This window comes from Enterococcus sp. GC34 (assembly GCF_040886645.1).
Taxonomy (GTDB): domain Bacteria; phylum Bacillota; class Bacilli; order Lactobacillales; family Enterococcaceae; genus Enterococcus; species Enterococcus faecalis.
Map to the genome: position 1 here is coordinate 82,243 of NZ_JBFOEF010000002.1, position 25,748 is coordinate 107,990.

Genomic DNA, 25,748 nt, shown 5'->3' on the forward strand with positions numbered 1-25,748 from the left:
GCATTAGCTGAGCGCTTTTGGCTCAGCCTTTTACATAATAGAAAGGAAGAGGAAGATGGAAAGTACAGGGATTCAGCGGTTGTTTTACCTTTCCTGGACAGTAATCAAACTAAATTTACTGTTTGTTTTATTTAGTTTAACTGGAGGGATTATTTTTGGTGTTGGTCCAGCACTCCAAATGATGACGGATTTCATTTTGGAAGAGGGCATGAATTATCAAGCAATCACCGTTAAACGAGCATTTGAATCATGGAAAGCACATTTTAAAAGAAGTAACTGTTATTTTCTACTTTTTCTCTTCACTTTAGGATTTGTTTTTTATAATATTTATTTAGCCGTTCAATTTACCGGAATAATGTGGTTAATTATTACATTTATTTTATTTTTTGTTTCCCTAATACTCGTTATTTTTTACATTTATATGCTACTATATGAAGGAAGCTATTTTATCTCAACTATTGATTTAATGAAGCTTTCATTTATCAGTATCTTTTTAAACCTCGGTGTATTTTTTAAAGTCTTATTCGGTGTAATTAGTATCGTTGCTTTAACTTGGAAAATGAAAGGACTGCTACTATTTGCTTCGTTTGCCTTAATTATGATGTGGTGTGCCTATGTCACGCGTAAAAATCGCCAGTTTATTGATGGAAAGTTGGAACAAAATGAAGCGAATCTTCAAAAAACTGTTTAAAAAAAAATATTTATTAAATCGATTAGTACAAAAATACAGTCTACTGTTAACAAGTATTATTTTGTTAACGGTGGCTGCTTTGTGCGTTTATGTTACTTATACAATTAACTTATCAATTGATTCACAAAAAAATAACGCCGTTTCCCAAATTGACAGCTATGTAACGAATAAAAATAATGCGGCGACGAATATGATTAATGAATTAGCTGGCTCTGCAAGTAAAATTGAAAACATGCGAAAATATATGGAACTTTCTCCTCCTGAGTATTTTGACTATACTTACAGCCAATGGTCGGAAGATCGGGTCAGTACCCACTTTGGAAATAATTTAAGTACATTATTTAGCACCTTTCCTGACTTAGAAGAAGTGATTATTCGCTTAGATGAATTTGATCAGGTTTTGTTCGCCAATCGCACAGCTACAAATGGGAAAAAAATGGATATGTCATCAATTAAAAAACATGGCTTTCAACTAATGCGAATTATCTCCGATCCTTATACAGGACAACCGCTGGGAGAGTTGTACACTGTGTTTTCAAGTCAAGAGTTGCTAGGCAACCAAGCAGACTTATTGAAAAAATCAGGTATTAATGCGTTTATCTATGATAGTGCTGGAAATCAAATTTTTTCTGAAAAAGCACAATTTACCAAAGAAGAAGAGCGGCAACTAGATAAAAGAATGCACACCGATAGTGACATTCAACAGGTTTTTCATAATCGCTACGATATTACGGAAATAGAAAGCAGTGGCCGGAGTACCATTCTCTTATTAACAAGCCGCCGAGTCTTATTTCAACAATTGTTTATGAATTATGCAGCCATTTTAGGGATTGGGTTACTTTTGATTGTTATTTTATTAGTGGGCTTAAACCGCCTATTTAAACGCTATTCTCAACAAGTCCAATTAATTTTAGAAGCGACACGAGCCATTGGCGATGGCAATTTAAAAGAACGAATTGACACGAATCAAGTTCAGGAAGAGTTGAATGATATTGCTTCCGCGATTAATTTTATGGTAGACAGTTTAGATCAATACATTCACGATATTTATACTTTAGAAATTAAGCAACGCGATGCCCACATGAGAGCATTACAGTCGCAAATTAATCCTCATTTTCTTTATAATACGTTGGAATATATTCGCATGTATGCCTTGAGTCGGCAACAAGAAGAACTAGCTGATGTTGTCTATGCTTTTTCAACGTTACTTAGGAATAATATTAACCAAGAAAAAACCACGACCTTGGCAGAGGAAATCTCATTTTGCGAAAAGTATGTGTATTTGTATCAAATGCGTTATCCCGATCAATTTGCCTATAAGTTCGAAATAGAAGAAACAATTGCTGATGTTGAAATTCCTAAGTTCATCATTCAGCCGCTTGTCGAAAATTATTTTGTGCATGGAATTGACTATCAACGACAAGACAATGCTATTAAGGTCCACGCCTACCGAGAAGGCGAAAAAATTATTGTGGCTGTTGTAGATAATGGAAAAGGAATTACCGCCAATCGGTTAGAGGAAATTCGCGAACGTTTAAATCAAACAGAAATAGAAACGGAACAATCCATTGGGTTAAGAAATGTTCATGAACGTTTACAACGCTTTTTTGGGGAGAGTTATGGTTTAACCATTGAAGGGAAAGAAGGAGAAGGGACGACAATTCGTCTTTCGTTTGTAGCATAAGGGGTGAAAAGATGTATCGAGTGATGTTTGTTGATGATGAATATATGATTTTAGAAGGCTTAAAATGGATTATTCCTTGGCAAGAGTTAGGTTTTGAAATTGTTAAAACAGCGCGTAGTGCGCAAGAAGCATTGGCTTTTTTAGAAACAGAATCTATTGATGTTTTATTAACAGATATTACGATGCCGGAAATGAGTGGGATCGAATTAATTGAGCAAGCAAAGAAAAAAGGACATCAATTTATTAGTTTAATTTTATCAGGTTATCAAGAGTTTGATTACGTCAAAAAAGGCATGGCTTTGCAGGTCCAAGATTATCTTTTGAAACCAGTCAATAAGCAAGAACTATTAGCCAATATCCAAAGAATCAAAACAGAATTGGACCAACAAAAAAAATCCCATGCTCGCGTGCGTCTATATTTAGAAAATGGCTTGATGCGTTGGCTTAATGATGAAATCAGCGAAGGGGAATACGAAGAGTTAATGCAGCAATTTACGACTATAAAACCAGGTGATTTTACCGTTTTATTGGTTGAAGCTGAGATGCCATTTTTAGAAACAATCAAGGAACTATTTATGAAAAAAGGTCAACTGTTATTCATTGAAAGTTGGATGAGTACGTACCACCAATTGTTACTTATCTATAAAGGGGCCAGACAAGAAGCGTTCTTATTTATTCGTGAAATTGAAGCGATTCTAGCTGGTCAAGGTCAGATTTTTGTAGGGGAATCTGTGAATGAATGGGAAACGGTTTATGAAAGTTATGAGAAAGTAAAACAGTTGCAAGCAATTGAAACGTTCTATCAAGAATTTCTGCCAAATAATCAAAAAGAACAAATGAATCGTTCGGCAGAAGATTTTACTTTTCTAGCGTTTAACCAAGCCTTGATGATTGGGGATATGCAGACCATTCAACGGGAATTAGATGCTATTTTCAATCAGTTAAGTCAACAACACGCTACGCCAGAATATGTACGCTATGTAGTCTTCTTACTTTTTTCAGATATTTCCCGTCAGTATCCAACTGTGTTAGAAGAAAACTATGAAAAAATCGTGGAAGAAATTCGAGCCAGCAACAATCTTAATACACTGTATGCGTTAATGCAGCAAGTCTTGGCAGAAGTGAAAAATAAACCTAAAATAAAAAAATATTCAGAAAGTGTTAGCCAAGCTGTAGAAAGAATTGAACAAGGTTATTTAGAAGAATTAAACTTAAAAACGGTGGCGGATGAGCTCCATTTGAACCCTAGTTATTTAGGCCAAATTTTCAAAAAAGAAACCAAGCGGAGTTTTTCTCAATATTTGAATCAAGTGCGTACCAAGCATGCCCAGAAATTATTATTGTACACGGATGATACAATCAACGAAATTTCAGAAAAAGTAGGATTTAACAATACCAACTATTTTTCAAAAATGTTTAAAAAATTAAATGGAATTACGCCAAAAGAATTTCGAGAGCAATACCAATCAAATTACGCAGGTGTCGAAGAATAAAAAGAAAGATGTTCAATTTTTATGAACATCTTTCTTTTTATTATTTTTCTGTACTTAATGAAAACGGTCGTTCTGCTGTGTTTTGTGGATTCGGGACAATCCCTAATTGATAATCTAAAGTCCCGCCGTTTAATAGTTCTTGATGAGTAAAATAAGGCGCAGTATGTTTTTCTTGGTTTAACTGAATTTCATGAATAAATTGTTGTTGGACTTTGTTTGGTGATGTCTGAATGGTTAATTGTTTACCATTTGATAGTTTTACTTCCGCCGTCTGGACTAAAGGCATCCCGATTACATATTCACCAGTTCCTGGTGTGACGGGATAAAAGCCTAAGCTATTAAAAATATACCAAGCAGACATGCTACCATTGTCTTCATCACCTGGATAGCCAGTTGGTGAAGCATCAAATGTTTGCATTAGTTGTTTTAAAAGTGGTTGAGCCATCTCTGGTTTGCCGATGTAGCTGAATAGAAACGGATAATGGAAACTTGGTTGATTTGAGATGGCTAATTGACCAAAATCAATTGCCGCCATTTCACTCATTTCATGAATTTCAAAACCATAGCCTTCAACGTTAAAGTTAGGCGCTTGATTGCAGAGCTGAATTAATTTTTTTTCGAAAGCTAACTCGCTACCATATAGTTTAATCAAACCTGCAAAATCTTGATAAACCGCAAAACTTGATTGCCAAGCACTTCCTTCGGCGTAATCTTTGCCCCAACGAATATCTAAAAAGTCAGGACGGAAATTGCCTTCAGTATCCTTGGCTTGCATAAAGCCAGTTTCAGGATTAAAAAGTTGTTGATAATTCAAGGCTTGTTGACGATAAAACGTTGCGGTCTCTGAATCATTCAGTGTTTTTGCAACTTGCGAAATACAGAAATCGCTGTACGCATAGTCTAAGGTATGATTGACAGATTCATGATAGGTTGAAGGAACATAGCCATATTTTAGATAATCCAGAGTTCCTTGACGTCCATAATTTTCTCGTTCGCTTTGTTGTGTGGCGCCTTTTTTCATCGCTTCTAGGAACTGAGGCATCAAGTCAGGACGAATCTTTTTCACGGCGGCATCAGCAATGACAGCGTCAATCAAGGTGCCGGGCATTAAACCACGCTCATCTGGCGATAACCATTTTGGCAAGAAACCTGTTTCGTTGTAACTATTTAAAAAGCCTTCTAGCATCTCTTCGTATTTTTCTTGAGCAATTAGTGAGAACAATGGGTAGACCGTTTTATAAGTATCCCAAAAGCCATTATTGGTATATAGTACACCAGGACGAACCGTTTGCGAGAACGTATCATAATGAATCGGCTGCTGATTTTCGTCCAATTCATAAAAGGTTTGCGGAAATAGGAATGTTCGATACAGTGTATGATAAAACGTTTTAGTATGTTCAGGATTTTCATGCGTTACTTTAAGGCGATCGAAATAATTATGCCAATCTGCGATTCCTTGTTGCAGCATCTCAGTAGAACGCAAAGAGATTTCTCGCGCTAAATTTAACTGCGCTTGTTTTTCAGAAATAAATGAACTACTAAAATGAACAACTTGTTGAGCAATATTTCCAAAAGAAAGAAGGATTTTGCCATCTTCACCTGAAGAAGGGGCAAACCATTTGGTTAAAGGCTGTTCAAAATGAAGCACAAAATAAAAACTAAAATCTGGATCTTCACAACCAGAATAGTTGATGACTTTTACAGCCACTTGATGGTCATCTAATTGTTTTACTTGATAACGTCCAGGCAGAGTTAGCAGTAAGTGATTATCTTTTTGTTGATAATCAATGGTTAAGATACCACCATACATGCTTGGGATTAATTGAGAAGTTATTTGATAGCGTAATTGAGTTAAGTTAATTTCGACAGGAGAAAAAAGGCTTTCTTCTGGACGATAAGAACTTTGGGCATGGAATAAAGAAAGTTCCGACAATGAACCACTGACAGGGGTCATTAATAAATGGCTAAAATCACCCATCCAAGGACTTGGTTGATGCGTTACTCGATAGCCTTGAAATGTTCGATCTTCTGGATGAAACCACCAGCTGCCTTTTTGGTCAGTTGTTTGCGGGGCGTAAAAGTTCATCCCAAATGGCACGCCAGTATAGGGTAGACAATTTCCATTTGAAAAACTATGTTGGTTGGCAGTTCCGTGTCGCGTATCAATCGCTTGAATATTCATGAAAGTAGCTCCTTTGTTTTAAATGATATATCATATAGGCTGATTATAGCACAAAAAACGAGAAATGAAAGCGTATTTATTTGCTTTTTTATTTATTTTTAACGAATTGGTATATTCAATTTGGAAAGGGAATTGACAAGCATGTTACAATGGATAAGGAATCGATATTGGAGTGATTGTTATTTATTTTCTTAGTACAAAAAGTCAGCAATTTTTTGCGTATGTTTGGGCCATTTTCCCAGTCATCGCCTTTTTTTTGGTTAGTTTTTATACATTGGATTTTTTATTTTCCCCAAGCTATTTAATTATGGTGCCTGTATTTACTATTATGTTTAAAATTAACTATAAAAAAGATTATTCGTTTGTAGCGCTGCTCAAAATGAGTATCAGGCAATTTGTGATCAGTTTTTTAGCATTTATAGCCAGTAGTTCCTTTAGCTGGTCTATTATTTTAAATAGTAGTGTGACATTTTTAATTGTTTATTTATTTTATTCATCTGCGACACCGATGCGGTATCATAGTTATTTGATGATGTTTACGTTTTGTCAGTTAATCCAGGTTAAAGGAAATACATTTTTGATGCAATCTCAAGTTGTGGCCTTTTTAATTGGTCTTTTTTTATTGGCTTTAACATTAAACGCTTGGTGGCAAACAGGATTAAGTCAGCTAACCAGCTTAAAGAGTAGAGGCCATGTTCGCTTTTTTAAAAGCATTCAATTAAATATGAAACAACAAAAATTGGCGGTTATTAATTTCTGGCACGACTTACAACAGACTTTTTTTGGGATCACAAGTTTCAAACAATTTTTAGAAAGTCCTGACGAAAGGGTGCAACGATTTCGTTTAGCTGTTCGTATGAGTTTCACCATTACGCTGAGTTTTATTTTAATGTGGAGTGTAGGAGGCATTAAAATAATTTGGATTCCGATGAATGTTTTTCTACTCTTGCATCCAGTGAAAGCAGAAATGAACACGCGTATTAAGACACGTTTTTGGGGGACTCTTTTAGGATGTTTCCTTAGTCTGTTTGTTGTCAATTGGCTTCAATTGCCAATGACACACCTCGTTGTTTCTAGTTTGATTGGCATTTTTGTTTATGCCCTAAAACCAGGAACCGTGTTACAAGTGACAATGGCAACGATTTTTGGGTTATGTTTGGCAACAATTAGTTTACGAGGGATGTACGCCGCAGAGTTGCGGGTCTCTTTTGTATTATTGGCAATTTTTGTTGTTTGTTTAATTGATTTAGGTTTATTTGTTTATCAGCGTATTTTACGTTTTTAAAAAGTGTGGCACAAAGGGTTATTTACCCGTTGTGCCACACTTTTTAATTTTCTAAATTCGTTAATTTTTCCAAGTAATGATTTTCTATTTGCGGAAAATCTATTTTTTCTGGTGCTGCATCAGGGGTTTCAACTACTTGCTTCAAGCGGTTGAGAACAATTGACCAACCAGCGATATCTTTATGGCGAGGTGTTGTAAAATTTTCTGGGAGAGATTCTGAGAAGACTAACAGGGTCTGATGAGGTGCTTGTTCTTTTAAGTCAAAATAGATGATACCAGTATCCCAAGTCACGCCCAGATATTTTTCCTCTGCATAATCAGTGAAAGGCATCGTTTCTTCAAAATCGGGCAGAATAAACCGCCAAAACCCGTTAACACCTAATTCACCAATCTCTAATTCTGGAAACCATTGTTTTAGCTTGTCTGTCTCAGTGAGGTAGCGCCAAATCGTTTGAGGGCTGGCTGAAATTGCCCGTTCTGTACCAAAATAAATCGTCTGGTTTTCTAAGCGAAAGGTATCTTTCATTTTGTTTCTCTCCTTTATTTATTATTCATGAAGTTCTAAAGGTAGTCCATCTGGATCAAAAAAGAAGGTCATTTTTTCACCCGTAAAATCATCTACTCGTAGCGGTTCTGTTTCAATTCCTTGCTCATTTAAAAAAGCAATCACTTCTTCAATATGTTCAACTTTAAAAGCTAAATGACGTAATCCTAAAGCTTCAGGATAAGAGGGGCGAGCGGGAAATTGATCAGAAATGAAAATTTCCAATTCTTGGCTGCCTAATTTTAAATCTAATTTAATATCGTTTTTTTCGGGACGATGATTTTCGCGAAGAACTTCAAAGCCCAACTTTTCGACATAAAAATTTTTAGTTGCTTGATAATTTGAGGCATTGATTGCCACATGATGAATTTCTTTAAAAAACATTTTTCATACTCCTTTTCGTTTTTTCCCTCTGTAGTATAGCAATAAAGAAGCAGCTAAAAAAGCGTTCTGTTTGACTCTTTAAGAAAAGACAAGGGATTTGTAAAAAAATAAAATTATTTTTTCGAAAGAAAGCGCTTGCCAAAAAAAGAATAATCGAGTATGATGTATATACAACTTAATTGTATATACAAGTTTGAGAGGAGAATGTAAAATGGGTAAGTTTCAAAGCGATGCACAACAGTTGTTGAAAGCAGTAGGAGGCAAAGAAAATATTTCAGCTGTTTCTCATTGTGCAACTCGAATGCGTTTTGTATTAAAAGATCCAAAAAAAGCGGATGTACCTGTGATTGAAGATATTCCTTCTGTAAAAGGAACCTTTACCAATGCTGGACAGTTTCAAGTAATTATTGGGAATGAAGTCCCACAATTTTATAATGATTTTTCTGCAATTTCCGGTTTAGAAGGGGTTTCAAAAGAAGAAGGGAAAGCAGCTGCCAAAAGTAATTTGAGTCCTGTTCAACGAGTTGTTTCTGTTTTAGCTGAGATTTTTACACCATTGATTCCTGCACTTGTTATCGGGGGATTGATTTTAGGGTTCCGCAATATTTTGGAAGGGGTTCCATTTGGCTTTCTTGATGGTCAAACAATCGTGGAAGTTTCTCAATTTTGGAATGGAGTCAATTCATTCTTATGGTTAATCGGCGAAGCAATTTTCCACTTCTTGCCAGTTGGGATTACGTGGAGTATTACGAAGAAAATGGGAACCACACAAATTTTGGGGATTGTCCTAGGGATTACATTAGTCTCACCACAACTTTTGAATGCTTATTCAGTTGCGACGACTAAAGCAGCAGAAATTCCTTTCTGGGATTTTGGGTTTGCTCAAGTTAACATGATTGGTTATCAAGCGCAAGTTATCCCAGCCATGTTAGCCGGCTTCTTACTTGCCTATCTTGAAATTTTCTTTAGAAAAGTGATTCCTCAAGCAATTTCAATGATTTTTGTCCCATTGTTTGCTTTAGTACCAACAGTATTGGCTGCACATGTCATTTTAGGACCAATCGGTTGGACGATTGGTAGTTGGGTTTCTGATATCGTAAATGCAGGATTAACGTCAACATTTAATTGGTTATTTGGCGCCGTCTTTGGCTTTATGTACGCACCATTAGTCATCACTGGGTTGCATCATATGAGTAATGCGATTGATTTACAGTTGATTGCTGACTTTCAGTCAACCAACTTATGGCCAATGATTGCTCTATCAAATATTGCACAAGGTTCAGCGGTTTTAGCAGTTATCTTTATGCATCGTGGAAACAAAAAAGAAGAACAAGTTTCGATTCCAGCGATGATTTCTTGTTACCTAGGTGTGACTGAACCAGCGATGTTTGGGATCAACTTAAAATATGTTTATCCATTTGTTGCGGGCATGATTGGTTCGGCAATGGCCGGAATGTTTGCCACTTTAATGGGCGTTCGTGCGACAAGTATCGGCGTCGGTGGCTTGCCAGGAATTTTATCTATTGTGCCACAATATTACTTGCCGTTTTTAGTCGCAATGGTGATTGCCATTATCGTACCAATGGGCTTAACTTATATTTTCAGAAAGAAAGGCATCTTTAATAAAGTCGATCCAGTTGATGAAGCAACAGGGATGTTATACAGCGAAGAAGGGTAATCGCTTTTTGAAGTTAAGAAGAATTCGTAGACATTTGTCTACGAATTCTTCTTCTTTTTATAGAAACTATTGGCTTTTTTCTCTCTTTCAGTTAGACTAAAAAGGTTGAGAAAAGGAGAGCGTAAAAATGGATATTTATTTAAAAAAAGCAATTTTACACATTATTGATCGAGAAACTGGGACGCCGGTTTTCTCTGAAAAGGAACTAGATTTAACCACTGAGTATATTCGAACGTATTTAACTGCAAAAATTTCAAAACTTTCGACTGCACAAACAAAGACTGGAACATTGGCGGAAAATAGTTCCTTTGTTGACACGTTACGTGGGATTCCTAGTGATTTTGTGAAGAAAAGCCAAGAAGTTACCCAACATTGGTATGATGTTTATTCAGGAAGCGAAGATGCGCCTAGTGCTGATATTTTGTTCATTTTATATGAATTAGATACGGTGTTACATGTCGCAATGATTAAATTAAACTATAAAGAAAGTTACACGCATTACGTCGACTATGAAGAAGAATCCGTTTATAACAAACTGATTATCAATCGAGCAATTTTGTCTTCAAAATCACAAAAACCAGATGAAGGGATTACGGTTGACTTAGATACATTAGCGTTTGAATTACTAGAGAAAAGATATGAATTTTCAGGAGAAAAAATCTGGTATTTCTCTGAAAAAGTGATTGAGACGCAAGCGGCGCCTTCCATGGAAGAAAATATCAAAGAAATTAAAAAAGCAGTCAAACGTATTGGAAAGAAATTTAACGAAGATGAGTTTGAACTAATGGCTTCTGTAAAAGAAGCGGTATATGATAGCATTGAGGAAACGGGAACGATTGACAATGAGCAGATTGCTGAGCAAGTGTTTAAAGAAAATGTATCAGCTAAATTAGCTTACCAAGAAGAAGTGAATGAGTCGAAGTTTGTCGACAAAACACCGCCAGTCAGAGAATCTCGCGAAATTTCTGAAAAGAAATTTGGCAAACAAAAGTTAAAAATGGATAATGGTATTGAATTAATTGTCCCATTAGATGTTTATCGCAATGGCGATTTAATTGAATTCGTCAATAATCCAGATGGCACAGTGTCCATCATGCTAAAAAATATCGAAAAAATTAGTAATCAATTATAAAGAAAAAAACCGTTGGTCGCTTACCAACGGCTTTTTTTCTTTATTTTAATTTTTCTAAAGCTTTTTCAGGGACTTCTTTTTCTGTCACTTCATTCCAGCTGATCACGCCTTTACGGGGATTAACTTTCAATTTTAGATAGGCTTTCATACGCAAAGGTTGATCACGGGATTCGTTTAATTCCACGGTTTTTTCTTCACCGTTTTTATTAAACGCAGATTGTTGATAGTAATAAATGGTCATTGCTTCACCAGAATTTGTTTTTTCATCTTTCTTTTCACCAGATGTTGTGATTTGTGTATAATAGGCTTCTCCACCGTAATAGTAATTATAAACACCCCAGCTACCACCGGCTAAAATGACTATGGGAATTAATATTTTTAGTAATGTTTTCATTTTCCTCACCTCAAGGAATAGTATGCCTTTTTTTTAGGAAATTCGCCATATTTTTTTCCGTTAATTGAGTGACAATTTTGTTAGTTTCGGCACTTTCTTGAAAAATTCATCATTTTTTTAAACAAAAGACAACGTTTGTCGCTCCCTTTTTTTCACTATCATGCTACAATAAAGAAAAAAAGATGGAGGTAGAGGACAATGATGCCCTTTTATTTTGGAATCGATCCAACCTATATATTGGTAATTATTGGAATTGCGATTTCTGGTGCGGCCTCCGCATATGTTAACAGTACCTTTCGTAAATATGATCAAGTACGAAGCAGTAAACATGTTACAGGCACGCAGGCAGCACAATATATTTTACAAAAAGAACAAATTAATGATGTTGGAGTTCAGCAAATTGCTGGTGATTTAACCGACAATTATAATTCTGGAAACAAAATGTTGAGCTTATCCGAAGCCACTGCTCAATCGACATCGGTCGCGGCTATTGGCGTGGCGGCTCATGAATGCGGACATGCGGTACAAGATCATACGAACTATGTGCCTTTACGTCTTCGTGCAGCCATTGTTCCAGTTGCCAACATTGGCTCAACCATCTCCTTTCCACTAATTTTGATTGGTGTATTATTTAGTTGGAATCAAACGTTAATCAACATTGGAATTTTGGCTTTTTCATTAGCCTTGATTTTTCAATTGGTGACCTTACCAGTGGAGTTTAATGCGTCTAGACGTGCATTAAGTATTCTTTCTGAAGGTGGGTTATTAACAGAAGAAGAAGTCCCTATGGCCAGAAAAGTTCTTTTTGCAGCAGCACTTACCTACGTAGCAGCGGCGCTTTCGACCTTTTTACAACTTTTACGTTTGGTTATTTTATTTGGTGGCAATAACCGACGAGACTAAGTGCTAGTAAAGGTCTTTCTATTACGCATAAAAGTAATAATATGTTATGATTAAAGTAGAAAATAACAGAGGAGCTGAAGGAAATGAAAGCATCAACAAAAATTGGTATCGGTTTAAGCATTGCTGCAGTTGCAAGTGTCTCTGTTGCAGTCATCGCTTCTGAAAAAATTATTAAGAAGGTATCTCATGTTTCCAATCGTTATAAAGTTAAAAAGTTTGTAGACGATAAATTTGATGGAAACCAAAAATTATTATCGATTGTCGATGATTTATCCGATGATGAATTAGATTCTGTTTTAAATGTTGTTGATCGTGTGAAAGATGGCGGTTCAAAATTAGCTGAATATGGCGAAAAAGTTAAAGACAATACAGATTCTTTAAAAGAACGCTTTTTCACATTTATTGAAGATGCAATGAAGTAAAAAAGATGGCCTAGGCCATCTTTTTTTATAAAAATAATTCTTTTGTTTCAACATAATAGCCTCTGCCACCAACTAGAACTTGATCAATTTTCTTTTGGGATGTAGTGTTCAAACGCACTAAGACTTCTGAAGGAGCGTTTAAGGTATAACCTTGGGCAAAGGTGTAATTGGTTTTTTGTAAAATTTGGTGATGGTACAGATAACAAGCTAACGCACCGTTTGATGTACCAGTAGCGGCTTCTTCATCGATGTCATAAAGGGGCGCAAAATTCCTACAAATGATATTTTCTTCAGACAAAGCAAAAAGATGCATCCCGATAACTCCGTACTTTTGACTAAGTAACTTAATTTTTGCAGAGTTTGGTTGTAAATCCTGTAATAATTGCGCATTTTTAATGGGAACCAAAATATCTTTTAGACCCGTTGACACAATCTGGATAGGAAAAGCAGTTGCCACTGCGTTTAAATCAAAGCAGCCGCTCAATTCTTCTAAAGTGAGCGTATCATAAAAAGTTGGGACAGTTTGTTCCATAAATAGTTGTTCATCGTTCGCCGTGATTGCGAGCAAACCGCTGTTCGTTTCGATTGTATATGCTGTTTGCAATAATTTATTTAAGTGCTTCATAATGGTGAAAGCGCCAATTGTCGCGTGGCCACACAAGTCGACTTCTTCTTTTGGTGTAAAATATTCAAGGCGGAAATCAGCAACCTTTGAGTCTGAAATAAAAGCAGTTTCTGCAAATCCTAGTTCTTTGGCGATGGCCATTTTTTGGGTTCTCGTTAAGGGCTGTGTCATAAAAACAACGCCTGCTTTGTTGCCACCTTCGTGGTTTTTACTAAATGCACTAGCGACATATGCGGTAATTTTCATTGGAACGCCTACTTTCTAATTGGGAATAAAAAACATACGAGTAAAAAACGGACGTACTACTTTCTTAATAACAAATAACAAAAGATTAAATCATCCATTTTTTTTAATGATAAGCCAGTTTGTTCAAAAAACTTTTCCAAACGATAGTGTAAAGTATTTCGATGCATAAATAAATCTTTTGCAGTGGAGCTGATATTGCCTTGATTTTTCCACAAAGCGCTGATGATTGGCTGAATATCGGTGTCTTTATTTAATAAACGACGATAATACTCAACAAGTACATTTTGGCTCATGGCTTCCTTGGTAAAATAGTGGAGGGCGACATCGGTTAAACTAAAAACAGTCGTCCGACTAGAGGAATTAAGTTCTTCTGAAAAAATACGTTGTTCTTCATGGAAACAACGCCGGAGAATGTCTTCAGAGGAATAAAAATTGCCAACAAATACAGCACTAGTGCAATCAAAGTCTGTATCTAATGTTAAAAAGATCCCTTGAATTTCTTCTTGTTGAAAGGTATTTTTTGACTGTTCTTCAACTAAAATATACATATTATTACTTGGACTGAAACAATCAACTGTATCTGGAAACATCTTTGTTAAATTAAATTGCCATTCGGCTTGTAATTCTTTTGTGACATTCGTCTGAATTTGCAACATACGAAAGGTCCCTTCGGCAGGTAATTTTGCCTGTTGAAATAAGTAACTGAACCAAGGATGGTTACCAGTAATGGTTGGGTTTTCAGAAATCGGGAAAAGCGCTTCCAACAAATGCTGTTCTTTAATACTTAAGAAAGCTTTATTCACAATGAAAAATTGTTCGTCAACAGGAATTGAATAGGTGGCTTCGGAACCAATTGTTTTTGATAAATAGCCTTTGGGATAAAGCTGAGATAAATTTTCAATAATCATAGACACACCTCACTGATTTATTGTACCATGAAGCAAGACAGAAGTTTAGTGGGAAAAAGCCGAAAGGTGGAAATTAATTGGGAAAAAAAGAAACAACGTTAACACAAGAAGAAAAAGAATTTTTTATGCGAGAAGCCATTGCAGAAGCGAAAAAAGCAGAAGGTTTGGCTGAGGTGCCTATTGGAGCTGTAATTGTTCGGCAAGGGGAAATTATTGGCCGCGGGCATAATCTGAGAGAAGCACGGCAAGAAGCAACGGCGCATGCAGAAATGTATGCAATCCAAGAAGCGTGTCGCGGGATAGAAAATTGGCGTCTAGAAGAAACCCAATTATTTGTAACTTTAGAGCCTTGTCCAATGTGTAGTGGGGCGATGCTTTTAGCACGAATTCCAGAAGTTTATTATGGCGCAACTGATCCTAAAGCAGGCACTGCTGGGACTTTGATGAATTTATTAGAAGATGAACGCTTCAATCATGTGGCCTATGTCGAAGCAGGCGTTTTAGAAGAAGAGTGTCGCTTATTGCTAGTTCAGTTCTTTAAAAAGTTACGGGCAAAGAAAAAAGAAGAGAAACTTTTAAAAAATCAAAAGAAAGACTAGTCAAAAGAATAAAAATACGTTATACTAGGTTTTGCCGAAAGGCTAGGACAATGGCGGGCTAGTGAATTGTGTCAGATCCGGAAGGAAGCAGCACTAAGCAAGTGCCGCCATGTGTCTGATTGAATAAGGAACGTATCAAGGCTGAGAAGCCTTTTTTTATTTGAAATAAAAAGAAGCAAGCCGTAAAAATAACGGCTTGCTTCTTTTTAAATTTATGCCCAATCGCCATTTCTAAAAACAGGAACAATCGTCCCGTCTTCTTTAATGCCGTCAATATTCATTTTGTCAGATCCTACCATAAAGTCCACATGCGTTTGGCTACGATTTAAACCAGCTGCAGCTAATTCTTCTTCGCTCATCTCCGTGCCACCTTGTAAGTTGAAGGCATAGGCCGAACCAAAGGCTAAATGATTAGAGGCGTTTTCATCGAACAATGTATTATAAAAAATCAAACCGGATTGTGAAATTGGTGAAGGGTCTGGCACTAAAGCAACTTCTCCTAAGTGTTTGGCACCTTCATCAATAGCTAAGAGATTTTTCAATGCTTCTTCACCTTGTTCAGCTGAGAAGTCAACAACTTTTCCATCTTTAAATGTAAATTTCATTCCCGAAATGATTGTGCCAGCATAACTTAGTGGTTTTGTACTAGAGACATAACCATCAACGCGGCGACTATCTGGAGCGGTGAAAACTTCTTCTGTTGGCATATTAGCCATGAATTCTTCTCCACGCGCGTTATAACTACCAGCGCCTTCCCATAAATGGTTTTTAGGCAAACCAATCGTTAAATCTGTCCCAGGAGCTGTGTAGTGTAAAGCAGTAAATTGTTGTTCGTTTAATTCAGCCGCTTTTTCTTGTAATTTTTTATCATGGATATCCCAAGCAATGACTGGGTTTTCTTCATAAATTCGTGTTGTTTTAAAAATTTCATTCCAAAGTGCATCAACTTGTTCTTCACTTGTTGCTAATTCTGGAAAGACTTTAGCTGCCCAGCCTTCACTAGCAGCAGCTACAACAGTCCAACTTACTTTGTTGGCTTGCGTTGCTTTTCGTAGGTTAACCAATGCTTTCCCATTAGCCGCTTGGAAAGCTGCTACACGTTGTGCATCCACGCCAGCTAATGCATCAGGATTAGAAGAAACCACGCTAATTCGGCTTGCGCCTTTGGCAATCCAATCATCGGTTTGATCAATTTTATATTGAGGAACATTTTCAATACGATCAGTTGCAGCATGAGCTAAAAATTCACGTTGAATGGTTTCGTCGCTCCATTGAACAATTACTTCGGCCGCGCCTAAGCGATAAGCTTCTTCCGTAATTAAGCGGGCAAGGGGCGCTTGATCGACACTGATTTGTAAAACAACCGTATGATTGTCCTGAACATTGACACCCGTTTCAGCAATTAAACGTGCATATTTCTTTAGATTTTCATTAAAATTCTCTAAGGTCATTCGTGATTCCTCCTTCATTTTGATGGGTAATGACTGCTCATATCATAACACGGAAGAACAGGGAACTCAACGAAATAAAGCCTTTATCAACTGTTATTTTAAGTCGGGGTAAAAGTTGTCGTGCTCCCGCTCAGTGAACTTTTGTACAAAGAGTTGTTCTAATTTTGCATAATAGAAAAATCGTGTTACAATAACCATAAGCATTTATTTGGAAGCGTTGTATATGAATGAATAAAGGGGATAGGGAATTATGGCAAGAAAAAAAACCATTACGAAAGAGCAGATTTTAACAGCTGCCTATGAAGTAGTCGCCACTGAAGGATTTTCGAAGTTCACTGCACGTAATATTGCTAATAAAATGAAATGTTCCACCCAACCGATTTATTTGGAATTTAAAAACATGGATGATTTACGCGATGCTTTATTCCAAAAAATTCATAAATACTTAGCGAAAGAAGTATTTCCAGTAAAACATACCGGGAATACAATTGTTGATTTGGCTTTAAACTATATTCATTTTGCGACAAGTGAAAGTAAGTTATACCGTGCGCTTTATTTAGAAGAATATGGTGGCGGCAAAAAAATGCAAGAATTCTCTTATCACTATTTTACTGAAGCGGTAAAAGCTGATCCTGAGTATGCTAATTTAAACGATGTTCAAATTGACTCTTTACACATGGGAACATGGGTGGTCGCTACTGGTGTGGCTGCATTGATGACTTCTGGAATTATCCATCCTTCAGAAGAACAAATCATTCATTTAATGAAAGATAGTATTGAAGCAATTCTTGAACGAGATGAACCAATTGATATTGACCTATAAAAATTAAAAAAAGTGTAACCTCATGCTGATAACTTCTGTGAGGTTACAGCAAAAGACTGTTTCTTAAAAGAACGGTCTTTTTTTGTTAAGTGTATTAATGGTAGATTATTCGCAACCATGCTACAGTAAAGAAGAGAAATGGAAAGGGGCAAAAAAAATGAACCGAGTGAAAGATAAGCGTTTATGGCTAAGTATTGTAGGAATTACCGGACTAGGGCTCTTGTCGGGCTTATTTTCAGTAAATGCGAGAGAATATTATCAAGCGTTGAGATTACCAAGTTTTGCTCCGCCAGGCTGGTTATTTGGACCGGTGTGGTTGGTGTTGTATATTTTTATGGGCATCACTTTTTATTTCATCTTAGTTCATCCAAATAAACAACAGAAAAAACGGATGATTACGCTATTTATTTTACAATTTATTGCGAACTTTTTCTGGACATTTTTCTTTTTTTCTTTACAAAATAATTTATTATCTGTGATTGATATCTCATTGTTATGGCTATTATTAATAGTTCAACAGTGGGACTACTTGCGTTATAAATTAATAACGCGTGGCTGGTTGATGATTCCTTATATTCTTTGGGTTACTTTTGCGGCAGCTTTAAATTACAGTATTTTATTTTTAAATTAGGAATATCAAAACACCAGAGAAAAATGGGAACTAGCCATTTTTCTCTGGTGTTTTTTTATTTATTTCAACGTAGTTATTCTGCGGCAGTTGCTAATTTTTTCGCAAATTCTTCTAAACGTTGGATGTCGTCTTCTTCAGCGGCTAGATCAACTTTAACGCTGTCGGCGCCTTTTTTTGCCCCAATTTGAGTAAAGGCTGATTCGAAGTCGTCCACCGATTTACAAAAATCATCATAAAACGTGTCTCCTGAACCACAAACGCCGAAGATTTTTCCTGATAAGTCAATCTCTTGTAAGTCTTCATAAAAGTCGACAATTTCATCAGGTAAATCGCCATCGCCATACGTATATGTAGCTACTACACAGATATCGGCCTCTTCAAAATCAGCGGCATCGACTTGCGTACACTCATCAATTTCGACCTCTAATTCTAAATCTTCAAATGCTTCTGCAACAATGTCGGCAATTTCTTCTGTATTCCCAGTCATGCTTGCATACACAATTTTAGCTAACGTCATAAACTTTCTTCCCCCTCATACAATTCTGTCACTTATTATAGCAGATGCGCATTTCTTATAAAAGACTAGCGAGTGCTTTTATTAAGGGACTTTTTGAAAATTGGTGTTTGAACAATCTTTTTTGCAAAAAATGTGATAAAATAATTTGAATGAAACAAGTTTAGGAGAGATAGTATGATTACATTAAAATCACCACGAGAAATTGAAATGATGGATGAATCAGGGGAATTATTAGCGGATGTTCACCGTCATTTACGGACGTTTATTAAACCTGGCATTACAAGCTGGGATATTGAAGTATTTGTGAGAGACTTTATTGAAAGTCATGGTGGCGTGGCGGCTCAAATTGGCTATGAAGGTTACAAATATGCTACTTGTTGTAGTATCAACGACGAAATCTGCCACGGATTTCCTCGTAAAAAAGTATTAAAAGATGGCGACCTAATCAAAGTAGATATGTGTGTCGACTTAAAAGGCGCAATCTCTGATTCATGCTGGTCTTATGTCGTGGGTGAATCAACACCTGAAATTGATCGCTTGATGGAAGTAACCAAAAAAGCGCTATATCTTGGGATTGAACAAGCACAGGTAGGAAATAGAATTGGCGACATTGGTCATGCAATTCAAACGTATGTAGAAGGAGAAGGCTACGGGGTAGTTCGCGATTTTGTAGGCCACGGCATTGGCCCAACTATCCATGAAAGTCCAATGATTCCTCACTATGGTGAAGCAGGTAAAGGACTACGTTTAAAAGAGGGAATGGTTATTACCATTGAGCCAATGGTTAACACAGGAACTTGGCGCATGAAAATGGACCCAAATGGTTGGACTGCTTATACTGAAGATGGCGGTCTAAGCTGTCAATATGAACATTCATTAGCGATTACGAAAGAAGGTCCAAGAATCTTAACGTCACAAGGCGAAGAATTGACTTATTAATAAGGAGAGTGTGTGATGAAGTTTCTCGACAACATCAAAAAGAATCAATCTTTGATGCGTTTTATTGAGACAACGCAAAGTCACATGGTCACAGCCGAAATAGGCAACAGCTCAGTGGTTGTTGCCTATTATTTATTACTCTCGCTGTTTCCATTACTGATTGCGGTAGGTAATGTCTTACCTTATTTAAGAATCGACCCTAATTCTGTGTTGCCTTATATTGCAGAGGCGATTCCGAAAGATGTTTATAAGAACTTAGAACCAGCGATTCGTTCATTGTTGACTCAGCGTTCAGGGGGGTTGCTTTCTGTTTCCGCTTTAGCAGCATTTTGGAGTGCCAGTCAAAGTATTAATGCACTACAAAACGCGATGAATAAAGCTTTTGGTGTCGAACAAAGGAAAAATTTTATTCTCGTAAGAGTGGTCTCATTTTTAGTTATTTTGTTATTTATGGTAGCGATTGTTGGTGTAGTAGTAATTTTAGGTTTAGGGCAGTACATTATTGAATTACTGCAACCAATTTTCCATTACTCAACATCTGTAATCGATACTTTCCAAGCGTTAAAATGGCCGTTAACGACCGTTGTTTTATTAGTGATTATGTGTTTGATTTATGCGGTCGTTCCTAATCGGAAATTATCGTTACGTTCCATTTTGCCAGGGGCTATTTTTTCGACAGTCGGTTGGATGTTATTATCACAAATTTTTGGTTTGTACGTAAAATATTTTAGTTCTAGAATCGCAAGTTATCAAATCATCGGGAGTTTTATCATCTTGATGTTATGGCTGAATTTTGCTGCCACGATTATTATTTTAGGAGCAATTGTCAACGCTGTTGTCGATGAATACTTATCTGGAGATAAAGAAAAAAAACAACCAAGTTTTGAACAACGCTTGTTTAGATGGTTTAAAAAGAAAAAATAAATGGATTTCTTTAAAAAAGTCTAAACCGTTGCCAGAACACATGTTTCAGCTTGTAAATGCTTCAGTTTACGGTATAATATACCCTGAACGAGAAGAAAGTGGGTTCGACTATGTCACTATTTATTTATGAAGTTTTGATACGTTTATTTATGACATTTATCTTATCTTTGCTATTAACACCACTTGTTAAGCTTCTAGCGTTTCGGATTGGCGCCTATGATGCACCAGGAGAGCGACGAATCAATACCAAAAATATGCCTACAGCAGGAGGACTTGCAATCTACATTGCTTTTGCTAGTTCATGTTTATTGATTTTTCGTTCGATTATCCCACAAGATTATATTTGGCCGATTATTTTGGCTGGTGGAATGGTTGTTTTGACAGGCCTCATTGATGATATTAAAGAGATTACTCCAATGAAAAAAACAATCGGTATTTTGTTAGCAGCATTAGTTATTTATTTTGTTGCTGGAATTCGGATAGATTTTGTGACGTTGCCAGTCGTTGGAATGATTGATTTGCGCTGGTTTAGTTTACCATTAACTTTATTGTGGATTTTAGCGATTACGAATGCAGTAAATTTAATTGATGGTTTGGATGGTTTAGCATCAGGCGTATCCATTATTGGATTAACCACGATTGGTATTACAGGGTATTTTTTCCTACATGCTAAAACGGTCTATATTCCAATTGTTATTTTTATTTTAGTTGCGAGCATTGCGGGATTTTTCCCATACAATTTTTATCCAGCTAAAATATTTCTAGGAGATACTGGGGCGTTATTCCTCGGGTTTATGATTGCGGTAATGTCGTTACAGGGATTGAAAAATGCTACGTTTATTACGGTAATTACGCCAATGGTGATTTTAGGTGTGCCAATTACGGATACGGTTTATGCAATTATTCGACGGCTATTGAACAAGAAGCCCATTTCCTCAGCAGATAAAATGCATTTGCATCACCGCTTGTTATCTTTAGGTTTTACCCATAAAGGGGCGGTCATGACTATTTATGCATTAGCGTTAGTTTTTTCCTTTGTCTCTTTATTGTTCAGCTATTCAAGTACAGTAGCATCAATTTTATTAATTGTCTTTTGTTTAATTGGCTTAGAACTATTCATTGAACTAATCGGTCTAGTTGGCGAAGGGCATCAACCGTTGATGTATTTGTTACGGATTTTAGGGAATCGTGAATATCGTCAGGAGCAAATGAAAAAGCGACTTGGCAAGCATTCTAAGAGAAAGTAAAGAAATCTTTAGGTTGCTTTGCGAGAGCGTAAACCTATGATATAATTCCATTAAACTTAAAAAAGTATATGTGTGAAACATATGCTTTTTTTTTAAGACGATGTTTCAGTAGTAAGGAGAAATGAGCATGCAAGAAATGGTAACAATCTCGATTGTCACTTATAATAGTCGTTACATTTTTAATGTACTAGACCAATTAAAAGCCGAACTAGGTACTGATAGTATCTATGATATTCATATCTACGACAATCATTCTGAAACAGCGTATCTTGAAAAATTAACAACATATGAACCATTTATTACTATCCATCGCGCTGAAGAAAATCAAGGGTTTGGTCATGGTCATAATCAAGTGTTATTCAATGCTTCGACAAAGTATGCAATTATTTTTAATCCCGATGTTTTGGTTACTAAAGACGTGCTTGATCGTCTATTAGACCGTATCAAAATAGATAAGAACATTGCAGTCGTTAGCCCCAAAGTGTTAAATGAAGATGGCACGACGCAATATTTAGTTCGTCAAAAATTAGATGTCTTCGATTATATGTTACGTTTTATTCCCTTTCAATTTGTAAAGAAAATTTTTGATAAACGTTTGAGTATTTATGAATGTCGCGATTTGTCGGATACAGAAACAACGGATATTAAAATGGGCTCAGGCTGTTTTATGTTGATTGATCGTGAAAAATTCGTTGAAATTGGTGGGTTCGATGAACGTTTCTTCATGTACTTTGAAGACAACGATTTATGTTTACGTTTTGGCAAAGCAGGCTATCGGATTCTCTATACGCCTTTTGAAACGGTTGTTCACATGTATGAAAAGGGCGCCCATAAAAGTCGGAAATTATTTAAAATCTTTATGCAATCAATGGGAAAATTTTTTAACAAATGGGGCTGGAGGTTCTTTTAATGAGTCAAAGATTAGCGGTAGTCATCGTCTTATATCAAATGAAAATGGCTGATACACCGAATTATTTGTTATTAAAAGAAGTGGTAAATCATCCCGAATTGCACTTATTTATTTATGACAACAGTCCACTTCCTCAAGAAGATGCATTATTTTTACAACAAAATGTTACTTATCGACATAATCCTGATAATCCAGGCCTAGCGACCGCTTATAATGAAGCGATTGCTTTTAGTCAAGCGAATCAATGTGAATTATTGTTGCTCCTTGACCAAGACACAGAAGTGCCAGCCTCTTATTTTGATACGTTGATCATCATGCCATTAGATCCGACTGTGGCAGTCTATGTTCCAATTGTAGAAGCAAATGGACAACAAATTTCGCCAGTATATAGTGATCAATACGTTGGGCTTAAAGGAGCAAAGCCAACAGCAGGGATAGCCAACCAACCGTTGATGGCTATCAATTCTGGTACAGTCATTACGGCAGAAACACTGCGCTGGTTGGAAGAATTTTCGGAAGAATTTCCTTTGGACTATTTAGACCATTGGTTCTTTTATCAATTAAATCAAGCCAATAAAAAGATTGAAGTCTTACCAATCCACCTAAAACAAGAATTGTCTGTTTTAGATTATCGTACAATGAGTCCTCAACGTTATCGCTCTATTATTGAAGCAGAAACGTTATTTTATCGTCGATATGATCAAGAAAAGTTTTCCCATCATCGACGCCATTTATTTTTACGCAGTAGTAAGCAATTTTTAACTGTCAAAAATCGCCAAATTTGGCGGCAAACATTGGCAGAATTTCTCAAGTTAATGAAAGGATAATCTATGATCTCAGTTTGTATTGCGACATATAATGGAGAAAAATATCTCGCGGAACAATTAGATAGTATTCTTTTACAAGTCAGTGAAGAAGATGAACTAATTATTTCAGATGATGGTTCTACTGATCATACGTTGGAAATTTTGAGGACGTATGCAGCGAATTATCCCCAAATTCAATTGTTACAAGGTCCAGGGCAAGGAGTGATTGCTAATTTTGCATTTGCGCTTACGCATACGAATGGCGAAGTAATATTTTTAGCAGATCAAGATGATGTTTGGTTGCCAAATAAAGTAACGACGGTGACAGAATATTTTGAAACGCACCCTGACATCCAAGTGGTTATTAGTGACTTGAAAATTGTTGATGCGGATTTAGAAGTTACCAATCCCTCTTATTTTAAGTTTCGAAAAGTCAAACCAGGGTTTTGGCGAAATGCGATAAAAAGTGGCTATATTGGGGCAGGTATGGCCTTTCGTCAAGAGATGAAAAACGTCATTTTACCCATTCCGCCAGAAGTTCCTATGCATGATATGTGGATTGGCTTATTAGCTGCACGGAAGAAGCAAACGGGTCTCATTAAAGAACCACTAGTGCTTTACCGAAGACATGGAGCGAATGTCAGCCCCATTATTACCAAAACAAGTTTCCAACAAAAATTAAATTGGCGTGTGAATTTATTAAAAGCTTTACATCAGCGTTTAAAGGAACAGCGCTAAACTTTTACAGATTTGTAAAATTTACGTAAAAAACATGACAAACCCTATGCTTAATGCGATAATAGGGAAGGATATTTGGTTTTATAGAAACTAAAAATAGAAGTTATTTAAGGAGATTGTTCATGAAAGGAATTATTTTAGCAGGCGGAAGCGGGACACGCTTATATCCGTTAACAAAAGCAACATCAAAACAATTAATGCCAATTTACGACAAACCAATGATTTATTACCCAATGTCAACGTTAATGTTGGCGGGAATTAATGAAATTTTGATTATCTCTACACCAGAAGATACACCACGTTTTGAAAGCTTATTCGGCGATGGCCATGATTTAGGCATTCATATCGAATACGCGGTGCAAGAAAGCCCAGATGGTTTGGCGCAAGCATTTATTATTGGTGAAGAATTTATTGGTGATGATAGTGTCTGCTTAGTTTTAGGGGACAATATTTATTATGGTGGTGGCTTATCAAAAATGTTGCAACGAGCGGCTTCTAAAGAGTCAGGGGCAACAGTCTTTGGTTACCATGTAAATGATCCAGAGCGTTTCGGCGTGGTAGAATTTGATGAAGAGATGCGGGCGCTTTCTATTGAAGAAAAACCAGCACAACCGAAGTCAAATTACGCAGTGACAGGTTTGTATTTTTACGACAATGAAGTGGTTGAAATTGCGAAAGGGATCAAACCGTCAGAACGTGGGGAATTAGAAATAACAGACGTTAATAAAGTCTACCTTGAAAAAAATAAACTTTCTGTTGAGGTAATGGGCCGTGGCTTTGCTTGGTTAGATACAGGCACACACGAATCCTTATTAGAAGCGTCAACATTTATTGAAACAATTGAAAAACGTCAAAATTTAAAAGTCGCTTGTTTGGAAGAAATTGCTTATCGAATGGGCTATATTACAAAAGAACAATTGGTAGAATTGGCACAACCATTGAAGAAAAATGGCTACGGCCAATACTTGCTACGTTTAGCAGCAGAATAGGAGCGAAGAAACGTGAAAGTTATTGATACAAAATTACAAGATGTCAAAATTATCGAAATGGATGTTTTCGGTGATCATCGTGGCTTTTTTACAGAAAGTTATTCCAAAGCTAAATTTGCAGAACATGGATTAGACTTTGATTTTGTCCAAGATAATCATTCATTATCAACAGAAGCAGGTGTCTTGCGTGGATTGCATTTTCAAAAGGGCGAAGCTGCGCAAACAAAACTAATTCGTGTTGTAACAGGTGCGGTATTAGATGTGATTGTTGATATTCGTAAAGGGAGTCCAACCTATGGCCAATGGGAAGGCTACATTTTATCAGAACATAATCACCGTCAACTTTTAGTACCAAAAGGTTTTGCCCATGGTTTTGTCACTTTGACACCGAACGTGAACTTTATGTACAAGTGTGACAATTACTACAATGCGGCAGCAGACGGCGGTATTGCTTTTAACGATCCAGCGTTAGCTATTGATTGGCCAATTGCGCCAGAAAAAGCGATTACGTCAGAAAAGGATCAAAAACATCCAACCTTAAAAGAATTTGAAGCGGAAAATCCGTTTATCTATGGCGAAATTTAAGAAAAAAGTAGGAGAGTT

At 36.5% G+C, this 25,748-nt stretch carries 27 protein-coding genes and 1 other RNA gene; 20 read left to right on the forward strand and 8 right to left on the reverse strand.

Annotated features, from left to right (window positions below):
• Window positions 1-55: 55 nt before the first annotated feature.
• The 3 genes from AB3I72_RS02780 to AB3I72_RS02790 are packed head-to-tail and all read left to right on the forward strand — an operon-like array spanning window position 56 to window position 3,868.
• The gene (locus tag AB3I72_RS02780) at window positions 56-691 is read left to right on the forward strand and encodes a YesL family protein (RefSeq protein ID WP_086280156.1); all 636 of its coding nucleotides are present in this window, start codon (window positions 56-58) and stop codon (window positions 689-691) included.
• Complete coding sequence (locus AB3I72_RS02785) at window positions 645-2,375, forward strand: sensor histidine kinase (protein ID WP_002356857.1); 1,731 nt, start codon at window positions 645-647, stop codon at window positions 2,373-2,375. Before AB3I72_RS02780 ends, AB3I72_RS02785 begins: the two co-directional genes overlap by 47 nt.
• A gap of 11 nt (window positions 2,376-2,386) precedes the next feature.
• Entirely contained in the window at window positions 2,387-3,868 is a 1,482-nt protein-coding gene (locus tag AB3I72_RS02790; protein WP_002356858.1) for a response regulator transcription factor, read from the forward strand.
• Window positions 3,869-3,908: 40 nt separating this feature from the next.
• On the opposite strand, the gene AB3I72_RS02795 is transcribed toward AB3I72_RS02790, so the two are convergent.
• Window positions 3,909-6,050, reverse strand: coding sequence for a GH92 family glycosyl hydrolase (locus AB3I72_RS02795; RefSeq protein ID WP_002374433.1), 2,142 nt, complete (start codon window positions 6,048-6,050; stop codon window positions 3,909-3,911).
• A gap of 172 nt (window positions 6,051-6,222) precedes the next feature.
• Between AB3I72_RS02795 and AB3I72_RS02800 the strand changes: the two genes are divergently transcribed.
• Window positions 6,223-7,335, forward strand: a complete 1,113-nt coding sequence (locus AB3I72_RS02800; RefSeq protein WP_086280159.1) for an FUSC family protein — start codon at window positions 6,223-6,225, stop codon at window positions 7,333-7,335.
• Between the two features lie 43 nt (window positions 7,336-7,378).
• On the opposite strand, the gene AB3I72_RS02805 is transcribed toward AB3I72_RS02800, so the two are convergent.
• Together AB3I72_RS02805 and AB3I72_RS02810 are read right to left on the reverse strand one after the other, a co-directional pair.
• Complete coding sequence (locus AB3I72_RS02805; protein ID WP_002356863.1) at window positions 7,379-7,861, reverse strand: SRPBCC family protein; 483 nt, start codon at window positions 7,859-7,861, stop codon at window positions 7,379-7,381.
• A gap of 21 nt (window positions 7,862-7,882) precedes the next feature.
• Window positions 7,883-8,263 (reverse strand): VOC family protein, encoded by a 381-nt coding sequence (locus AB3I72_RS02810; RefSeq protein ID WP_002356864.1) that lies wholly within the window; start codon window positions 8,261-8,263, stop codon window positions 7,883-7,885.
• Window positions 8,264-8,474: 211 nt separating this feature from the next.
• Here AB3I72_RS02810 and treP point away from each other — a divergent pair, with 211 nt between their 5' ends.
• Window positions 8,475-9,941: a PTS system trehalose-specific EIIBC component gene (gene treP, locus AB3I72_RS02815; RefSeq protein WP_002388267.1), complete on the forward strand. Its 1,467-nt coding sequence runs from the start codon at window positions 8,475-8,477 to the stop codon at window positions 9,939-9,941.
• A gap of 127 nt (window positions 9,942-10,068) precedes the next feature.
• A complete protein-coding gene (locus AB3I72_RS02820; protein WP_002356866.1) occupies window positions 10,069-11,073 on the forward strand; it encodes a nucleoid-associated protein in 1,005 nt (334 codons plus the stop codon).
• Between the two features lie 40 nt (window positions 11,074-11,113).
• On the opposite strand, the gene AB3I72_RS02825 is transcribed toward AB3I72_RS02820, so the two are convergent.
• Window positions 11,114-11,467, reverse strand: coding sequence for a YxeA family protein (locus AB3I72_RS02825; protein WP_010822997.1), 354 nt, complete (start codon window positions 11,465-11,467; stop codon window positions 11,114-11,116).
• A 198-nt stretch (window positions 11,468-11,665) separates the two neighbouring features.
• On the opposite strand from AB3I72_RS02825, the gene AB3I72_RS02830 reads away from it, so the two are divergent.
• Both AB3I72_RS02830 and AB3I72_RS02835 read left to right on the forward strand, forming a co-directional pair.
• Window positions 11,666-12,370 carry a zinc metallopeptidase gene (locus AB3I72_RS02830; protein ID WP_002384290.1) on the forward strand — a complete coding sequence of 235 codons (705 nt, stop codon included), beginning with the start codon at window positions 11,666-11,668 and terminating at the stop codon, window positions 12,368-12,370.
• Between the two features lie 83 nt (window positions 12,371-12,453).
• Window positions 12,454-12,792 (forward strand): hypothetical protein, encoded by a 339-nt coding sequence (locus AB3I72_RS02835; RefSeq protein ID WP_002356871.1) that lies wholly within the window; start codon window positions 12,454-12,456, stop codon window positions 12,790-12,792.
• 25 nt (window positions 12,793-12,817) lie between these two features.
• On the opposite strand, the gene AB3I72_RS02840 is transcribed toward AB3I72_RS02835, so the two are convergent.
• Complete coding sequence (locus tag AB3I72_RS02840) at window positions 12,818-13,663, reverse strand: PhzF family phenazine biosynthesis protein (protein WP_368023536.1); 846 nt, start codon at window positions 13,661-13,663, stop codon at window positions 12,818-12,820.
• A gap of 56 nt (window positions 13,664-13,719) precedes the next feature.
• Complete coding sequence (locus tag AB3I72_RS02845; RefSeq protein ID WP_061101269.1) at window positions 13,720-14,571, reverse strand: CdaR family transcriptional regulator; 852 nt, start codon at window positions 14,569-14,571, stop codon at window positions 13,720-13,722.
• Window positions 14,572-14,648: 77 nt separating this feature from the next.
• Here AB3I72_RS02845 and tadA point away from each other — a divergent pair, with 77 nt between their 5' ends.
• Window positions 14,649-15,170 (forward strand): tRNA adenosine(34) deaminase TadA, encoded by a 522-nt coding sequence (gene tadA / locus AB3I72_RS02850; protein ID WP_002362126.1) that lies wholly within the window; start codon window positions 14,649-14,651, stop codon window positions 15,168-15,170.
• Window positions 15,171-15,210: 40 nt separating this feature from the next.
• An RNA gene (gene ffs, locus AB3I72_RS02855) (signal recognition particle sRNA small type) lies at window positions 15,211-15,295 on the forward strand.
• A gap of 87 nt (window positions 15,296-15,382) precedes the next feature.
• Here ffs and AB3I72_RS02860 read toward each other — a convergent pair.
• A complete protein-coding gene (locus AB3I72_RS02860) occupies window positions 15,383-16,621 on the reverse strand; it encodes an aminopeptidase (RefSeq protein WP_010713248.1) in 1,239 nt (412 codons plus the stop codon).
• Between the two features lie 250 nt (window positions 16,622-16,871).
• On the opposite strand from AB3I72_RS02860, the gene AB3I72_RS02865 reads away from it, so the two are divergent.
• Window positions 16,872-17,444, forward strand: a complete 573-nt coding sequence (locus AB3I72_RS02865) for a TetR/AcrR family transcriptional regulator (protein ID WP_002356883.1) — start codon at window positions 16,872-16,874, stop codon at window positions 17,442-17,444.
• A gap of 157 nt (window positions 17,445-17,601) precedes the next feature.
• Window positions 17,602-18,075 (forward strand): TspO/MBR family protein, encoded by a 474-nt coding sequence (locus tag AB3I72_RS02870; protein ID WP_002356884.1) that lies wholly within the window; start codon window positions 17,602-17,604, stop codon window positions 18,073-18,075.
• Between the two features lie 73 nt (window positions 18,076-18,148).
• On the opposite strand, the gene AB3I72_RS02875 is transcribed toward AB3I72_RS02870, so the two are convergent.
• Window positions 18,149-18,592, reverse strand: a complete 444-nt coding sequence (locus AB3I72_RS02875; RefSeq protein ID WP_176944577.1) for a flavodoxin — start codon at window positions 18,590-18,592, stop codon at window positions 18,149-18,151.
• Between the two features lie 174 nt (window positions 18,593-18,766).
• Here AB3I72_RS02875 and map point away from each other — a divergent pair, with 174 nt between their 5' ends.
• The 8 genes from map to rfbC all read left to right on the forward strand — a co-directional run bounded on the left by map (window position 18,767) and on the right by rfbC (window position 25,730).
• On the forward strand, window positions 18,767-19,531 hold the full coding sequence (gene map / locus AB3I72_RS02880) for a type I methionyl aminopeptidase (RefSeq protein ID WP_002356886.1): 765 nt from the start codon (window positions 18,767-18,769) through the stop codon (window positions 19,529-19,531).
• A 15-nt stretch (window positions 19,532-19,546) separates the two neighbouring features.
• Window positions 19,547-20,455 carry a YihY/virulence factor BrkB family protein gene (locus AB3I72_RS02885; protein WP_002383768.1) on the forward strand — a complete coding sequence of 303 codons (909 nt, stop codon included), beginning with the start codon at window positions 19,547-19,549 and terminating at the stop codon, window positions 20,453-20,455.
• A 110-nt stretch (window positions 20,456-20,565) separates the two neighbouring features.
• The gene (locus AB3I72_RS02890) at window positions 20,566-21,702 is read left to right on the forward strand and encodes an MraY family glycosyltransferase (RefSeq protein WP_002366956.1); all 1,137 of its coding nucleotides are present in this window, start codon (window positions 20,566-20,568) and stop codon (window positions 21,700-21,702) included.
• Between the two features lie 121 nt (window positions 21,703-21,823).
• Complete coding sequence (locus AB3I72_RS02895; protein ID WP_002359892.1) at window positions 21,824-22,612, forward strand: glycosyltransferase family 2 protein; 789 nt, start codon at window positions 21,824-21,826, stop codon at window positions 22,610-22,612.
• The gene (locus AB3I72_RS02900; protein WP_176944578.1) at window positions 22,612-23,439 is read left to right on the forward strand and encodes a glycosyltransferase; all 828 of its coding nucleotides are present in this window, start codon (window positions 22,612-22,614) and stop codon (window positions 23,437-23,439) included. The genes AB3I72_RS02895 and AB3I72_RS02900 overlap by 1 nt, the downstream gene beginning before the upstream one ends.
• Before the next feature lie 3 nt (window positions 23,440-23,442).
• Window positions 23,443-24,156, forward strand: a complete 714-nt coding sequence (locus AB3I72_RS02905) for a glycosyltransferase family 2 protein (RefSeq protein ID WP_010822994.1) — start codon at window positions 23,443-23,445, stop codon at window positions 24,154-24,156.
• A gap of 122 nt (window positions 24,157-24,278) precedes the next feature.
• A complete protein-coding gene (gene rfbA / locus AB3I72_RS02910; protein ID WP_002364387.1) occupies window positions 24,279-25,145 on the forward strand; it encodes a glucose-1-phosphate thymidylyltransferase RfbA in 867 nt (288 codons plus the stop codon).
• A 12-nt stretch (window positions 25,146-25,157) separates the two neighbouring features.
• Complete coding sequence (rfbC, locus tag AB3I72_RS02915) at window positions 25,158-25,730, forward strand: dTDP-4-dehydrorhamnose 3,5-epimerase (protein WP_002356893.1); 573 nt, start codon at window positions 25,158-25,160, stop codon at window positions 25,728-25,730.
• The last annotated feature ends 18 nt before the right edge of the window (window positions 25,731-25,748 follow it).